Genomic DNA, 5,806 nt, shown 5'->3' with positions numbered 1-5,806 from the left:
GCGCTACGCCAGGCGCAGCGCGTGGCCGCCGGGCAGCGCGTGGCCACCAGGCAGGGCCCCAGCCGCGGCCTGCACGCGGAACACCGACACCAGTTCGGCCAGGTGGCGCGCTTGGTCGTTGAGGGCGTTGGCCACGGCGGCCGATTCCTCGACGAGCGCCGCGTTCTCCTGGGTGACCTGATCGATCTGGGCCACGGCCTGGTTCACCTGCTCGATGCCCGAGCGCTGCTCCTGCGAGGCGGCGGTGATCTCTTCGATGATGGTGCGCACCTGCTGCACGGCGCCCACGATCTCGGTCATGGTGTGGCCGGCGCGGTCCACCAGGCCCGAGCCGTCGCGCACCTTGGCGACGGACACTTCGATCAGGCCCTTGATCTCCTTGGCCGCCTGGGCACTGCGCTGCGCCAGCGTGCGCACCTCGCTGGCCACCACGGCGAAGCCCCGGCCCTGGTCGCCCGCGCGGGCCGCCTCGACGGCCGCGTTGAGCGCGAGGATGTTGGTCTGGAACGCGATCGAGTCGATCACGGCAATGATCTCGGAGATGCGGCTGGAGCTTTCCGAGATGCCGCGCATGGTGTCCACCACGTCGCCCATGACGGCGCCGCCGCGCTCGGCGATGCTCGATGCGTTGTTCGCCAGTTCGCCCGCGCGCAGGGCGTTCTCGGCGTTCTGCGTCACGGTGCCCGTGAGCTGCTCCATGCTGGCCGCGGTTTCCTGTAGCGACGAGGCCTGCGACTCGGTGCGCGACGACAGGTTCATGTTGCCCGAGGCGATCTCGCTCGCGGCGTGGCGGATTTCCTCGGTCCCGCTGCGGATGTTGCCGATCAGTTGCGCCAGGCGGGCCTGCATGGTGTGCATGGCCTGCATCAGGCTGTGCGGGTTCTTGCCCGAGGTGGCCACGGCCACGGTGAGGTCGCCGTCCGCGATGCGCGCGGCCACCTCGGCGGCCTGCGTGGGCTCGCCGCCCAGGCTGCCGGTCACGCTGCGGATGATCAGCAGCATGGTGCCGTGGATGGCGCCGCCCACCAGCAGCACGATGACGAGCAACTGGCCGATGGTCTTGTAGAAGGCGGTCTGGATGTCGCCCACCATCACGCCGGCCATCACATGCCAGTCCCACGGCGCGTAGTAGCGCACGAAGGTGACCTTCTCCAGCCGCTCCACGGTGCCGTCGGGCAGCGTCACCCCCGCCTGGTACGAGACGAAGCCCTGGCCGTTCTTCTTGCCCATGTCGGCCAGCTCGCGGTAGTAGGCCTTGCCCTCCGGGTCCTTGCGGTCGCCCACATTGGTGCCGATCAGACCCTTGCCCGTGGGGTGCATGAGCATCAGCGGCGCCGAATCGATCACGAACAGGAAGTTCTTGCCGTTGTCGAATCGCAGCGTGGCCAGGCGCGCCAGCGCCTGCTCCTTGGCGGTGGCCACGTCCATGCGGCCCGCGGCCACCTCGGCGGCGTAGTTCTCGATCAGGCTGTAGCCCAGGTCCACCACGTTGTGCACGGCCGCCTGGCGCTCTTCGGTCACCACGGTGCGCGCATGGAACGCGGCCCACGCACCCAGCAGGAACAGGCCCAGCCACATCAGGATCAGGGCCAGGGTCAATTTGGTTTTAAGTCGCATGGAGGTCACGGTGGGCCGGCGGTCCGGTGAGGACGGGAACGGGGTGGGAATGGGAGGGACGGCGCATCGGCGAAGGCCCCCCGGGATTCCCGGGTTACCACCAATGGCACAGCGAACGAAAAGTCATTATTTCATCGAAAAGTTACGTTTGTTTGCAAAAAATACCTATGGGCCGGCCGGTGTCCAAAGCCCCAGGCCTGCCATGCCCGGCGGGCCGCCCCCAAGCAAAAAGGGCCAGCGCATGCCGCGCTGGCCCCAGGGTGGGATATTGATGAAAATCGGCCTCCAGCGCATATTCGACTAGGGCATATAGCTATTCTTTTAATAGCGACAGGACACCGCCTGCACCCTCACCCGCGCTGCGGGATCTCCAGCCCGCGCACCACGGCCGGCCGCGCCAGGAAGGCGGCCAGCACGCGCTGCACCTGGGGGAAGGCATCGAAGTCCACCAGCTCGCGCGCCTCGTAGAAGCCCACCAGGTTGCGCACCCACGGAAAGACGGCGATGTCGGCGATGGTGTAGTCGTCGCCCAGGATCCAGCCGCGCCCGGCCAGGCGCTGCTCCAGCACGCCCAGCAGGCGGCTGGACTCGGCCACGTAGCGGTCGCGCGGGCGCTTGTCCTCGTAGTCCTTGCCGGCGAATTTATGGAAGAACCCGAGCTGGCCGAACATGGGGCCGACGCCGCCCATCTGCCACATGACCCACTGCAGGGCCTCGTAGCGCGCGGCCGGGTCCTGCGGCAGGAAGCGGCCGGTCTTCTCGGCCAGGTAGACCAGGATGGCGCCCGATTCGAACAGCGCCAGCGGCCGCCCGCCCGGGCCATCGGGGTCGAGGATGGCGGGGATCTTGTTGTTGGGGTTGAGCGAGAGGAACTCGGGCGAGAACTGGTCGTTGGTGTCGAAGCGCACCAGGTGCGGCTCGTACGGCAGGCCCAGCTCCTCCAGCAGGATGGAGACCTTCACGCCGTTGGGCGTGGGCAGCGAATACAGCTGCAGCCGCTCGGGGTGGCGCGCCGGCCACTTGGCGGCGATGGGGTGGGTGAGGGGGCGGGCGGTGGCGGGGGCGGATGTGGTGGGCGTCGTCGTCATGGTTTTTTGCGGGCCTCGGGTGAGCGGCCGGGGTGGCCGGAAGGGGATCGAACAGGCGTCGAACCGGGGCGTTCATTACACCCCCGGGGCCCGTGGCGGCGCAGGCGCCGCGCGCAGTAACCCCAAGGCCGCTCAGCCCTTCACCAGCCCGCTGTCCACGATGAGGTTCTGCCCGGTCACGGCGCGCGACCAGGGCGAGAGGAAGAACAGCACCGCGTCGGCGAACTCGGCCGGCGTGGTCACGCGGCGCAGCGGGGTCATGCCGGCGATGAGGTCGAACACCGCCTCGGGCGTGGCGCGGCTGGCGTCGGTGGTGCGCAGCAGGCCGCCCGACACCATGTTCACGGTGATGCCGTGCGGCCCCAGGTCGTTGGCCGCCGTGCGGGTGAGCGACAGCAGCGCGGCCTTGGCGGCGGTGTAGTCGTGGTAGGGCACCACGGGGTTCTGGAACAGGTTGGTGCCCACGTTCACGATGCGCCCGAAACCCTGCGCGCGCATGGCGGGCAGCGCGGCCTGCAGGGTGTTCAGCGCGCCCTTCACGGCGCCGTCGATCTGCTGCTGAAAGCGCTCCCAGGCGATGTCGCCGATCTGCGGGCGCGCGTCGCCATCGAAGCGGAACTGCGCGAGCGCGTTGTTGACCACCGCACTGACGGGCTGGCCGGTGCGCTCGTGCGCCTGGGCGAACAGGCGCTGCACGGCGGCGGCATCGGTCACGTCGGCCTGCAGGGCGATGGCGCGCGGGCCCAGTTCTTCGGCCAGGGCGCGGGCGGCCGTGTCGCTGGTCAGGTAGTTGATGACCACGCCGGCGCCTTCGCGCGCCAGCGCCCGGGTGATCGATTCGCCCAGGCCCCGGGCACCGCCGGTGACCAGGACCCATTGTTCGGACAGTTGCATGGTGGTGTCGCTCGCGTGGTGTGAAAAAAGGACCGGGGCCGGGCGTGGTCAGGCCGACGCGGCATACCCCAGCGGTTGCAGAAAGGCGCCGGGCTGCGCGCGGTGGCACAGCAGCGTGAGCTGCTGGCGCGCCCGGGTCATGCCGACGTAGAGGGTGTTCTTTTCCTGCGCGTAGGGCGCCTGCGGCACGGGGAACACGCCCTGCTCCAGGAACGGGATCACCACGTGGTCGAACTCCAGGCCCTTCACGTCCTCGATGTTGGCCAGGACCAGGCTGGCGGTGCCGCGCAGCTCGCGCTGGCGCTGCTCGGCGCGGTTCAGGTGCAGGAAATAATCGCGCGCGCTGGCAAAGCCCTTCGCCGCCTCGCACAGGCCGGCCAGGTTGGCGAGGGCGTCCTCGCGCCGCTGGCGCGAGACGAACACCTCGCGGATCACGGCGTCGATCTGCAGGGCCTGCAGCAGGCGCGGCAGGGTGTCCTGGCCGCCCGCCTCGCGCGCCACCTCCAGGGCCTTGCGCAGGCGCCGCTGCATGGCGGGCTCGACGTTGGCCACGATCTGGTGGGTGAAGAAGTTCTGCAGGAACAGCGGGTTGTCGGTCACGCTGCGGATGGCGTCCTCCAGCAGGGCCTGCTGCGATTCGTGCTCGCGCCCGGCCACGACGATGCGCGCGCCGCAGAAGAACACCAGCGCCCGCATGAGCTTGTCGCGCGTGCGCGGCTCGGAGACGCTGTCGAAGTTGTCGGTGGCCACGGCCAGCAGGCCGCGCACCAGCAGCACCTCGGGCCGCAGCAGGTAGCTGTCGAAGCCGCTCACGGTGTAGGGCACGTTGTCGGCCAGCAGCCGGTTCTCGATGCCCACCGACTGGTTGGAGTGGCGCAGCAGCACGGCAAAGCCCGCCATGCGGGCGCGGGGCCGGGCGCGCCACTGCTGGGCCGCCTGCGCGACCAGGTCCACGCAATGGGCGGCATCGTCGTAGGGCCGCAGTTCCACCGCGGTGTCGTGCCCGGCGAGCGAGTCGTAGGGCTTGGCCGCCAGCCGCCCGGCCTTGGCCGCGAGCTTCTTGCCGAAGCGGTGGCTGGGCGTGAGCCGCAGGCGCGTCACGGGGCGGCCGGTGTGCGCGGTGATGGCATCGCCCATGAAGGCGGCATCGGCCCCGTGGGCGCCGTAGATGACCTGGTCGCGGTCGCCCACGCCGCAGAAGGTGCACTGCGTGGTGTCCAGCAGCTCGCGCAGCACGCGGAACGCGGCCTCGTTCATGTCGTGCATCTCGTCGACCAGCACGGCCTGCACGCCGCGCGGCCAGCGCGGCAGGCTGGCCGCGGTGTCGCCGCCGTGCAGGCGCCGGGCCAGGTCGTAGGTGGCATCGAAGGGGCCGCGAAACAGCGGCTCGTCGGCCAGCTCGCGCCGGCGAATGCGCTCGTAGGCCAGGAACACCTTGAGCTGCGTGTAGCCCACGCCGATGGCGGCCGCGTGCTCGGGTGAGGCCGGGCCGCCCTCGCGCTCCAGCTCGTCCTTCATCGTGCCCTTGAGCCACACGCTGGTCGCCAGGAACTCCTCCACGAAGCCGGTGTCGCCCAGCGTGGGCAGCAGCAGCTCCTCGCGCCAGCGCTCGTGCTCGTTGTCTTCCACGCGCTGCACGGCTTGCCAGACGAAGGGGCGCAGCTCCTCCAGGTGGCGGTGGTGCGGCACGGGGGCCTCGTACTGGTCGGCCAGCATTTCGGCGCAGAAGGCATCGAACGTGGCGATGCGAAAGCGCTGCGTCACGGGCGCGGGCACGCCGACCTTGCGCAGCGCGGCCTGCAGCGCCTGGCAGGCGGTGGCGGTGTGCGTGAGGGCCAGGCAGCGCTCGGGTGCCACGCCGCGCGCCCAGGCCTGCCCCATGCGCAGGGCGAGCGTGGTGGTCTTGGCCGCGCCGGCGTTGGCCTCGATGACCAGCGTGCGCTCGGCGGACTGCTGGATCGCCAGTTGCTCGGCCGTGGGGTCGATCTGCCTGGCCTGGAAAAGGGGAACGGTGGGGGGGGTGGTCGCCAAAGGGATTCTTTTCAGGCAGGGCCCCGGCGCGGGCGCAGGGCGCGGAGGTCTCAGCGCCGGCGCTCGGCGCTCACGTCGATTTCGCCGAAGACGGTGACACCGTTCGAGCCCTGCCCGCCGATGCCGTGCGTGCCGCGCGACGGCGCCTCGGACGGCGCGCCGCCCGCGCAGCCGGC

General features: G+C 70.4%; 4 protein-coding genes. All 4 read right to left on the bottom strand.

Annotation, left to right across the window (positions count from 1 at the left end; genetic code table 11):
- Window positions 1-3: 3 nt before the first annotated feature.
- The 4 genes from AC27KI_RS17590 to AC27KI_RS17575 all read right to left on the bottom strand — a co-directional run bounded on the left by AC27KI_RS17590 (window position 4) and on the right by AC27KI_RS17575 (window position 5,630).
- Window positions 4-1,617 carry a methyl-accepting chemotaxis protein gene (locus AC27KI_RS17590; RefSeq protein WP_487114991.1) on the bottom strand — a complete coding sequence of 538 codons (1,614 nt, stop codon included), beginning with the start codon at window positions 1,615-1,617 and terminating at the stop codon, window positions 4-6.
- A 350-nt stretch (window positions 1,618-1,967) separates the two neighbouring features.
- A complete protein-coding gene (locus AC27KI_RS17585; RefSeq protein WP_487114989.1) occupies window positions 1,968-2,705 on the bottom strand; it encodes a glutathione S-transferase N-terminal domain-containing protein in 738 nt (245 codons plus the stop codon).
- A gap of 132 nt (window positions 2,706-2,837) precedes the next feature.
- Window positions 2,838-3,599 (bottom strand): 3-oxoacyl-ACP reductase, encoded by a 762-nt coding sequence (locus AC27KI_RS17580; RefSeq protein ID WP_317351362.1) that lies wholly within the window; start codon window positions 3,597-3,599, stop codon window positions 2,838-2,840.
- A 48-nt stretch (window positions 3,600-3,647) separates the two neighbouring features.
- Window positions 3,648-5,630, bottom strand: coding sequence for a UvrD-helicase domain-containing protein (locus AC27KI_RS17575; RefSeq protein ID WP_487114987.1), 1,983 nt, complete (start codon window positions 5,628-5,630; stop codon window positions 3,648-3,650).
- Window positions 5,631-5,806: the final 176 nt, after the last annotated feature.

It is taken from the genome of Acidovorax sp. KPB24-03 (assembly GCF_057546605.1).
Note: the sequence above shows the minus strand (reverse complement) of the source record. Positions and strands in the feature narration are given on the sequence as shown.

Bases quoted from the DNA above. Each gene is read 5' to 3' on its own strand.
- AC27KI_RS17590 (WP_487114991.1), bottom strand. From the start codon at position 1,617: ATGCGACTTAAAACCAAATTGACCCTGGCCCTGATCCTGATGTGGCTG.
- AC27KI_RS17585 (WP_487114989.1), bottom strand. From the start codon at position 2,705: ATGACGACGACGCCCACCACATCCGCCCCCGCCACCGCCCGCCCCCTC.
- AC27KI_RS17580 (WP_317351362.1), bottom strand. From the start codon at position 3,599: ATGCAACTGTCCGAACAATGGGTCCTGGTCACCGGCGGTGCCCGGGGC.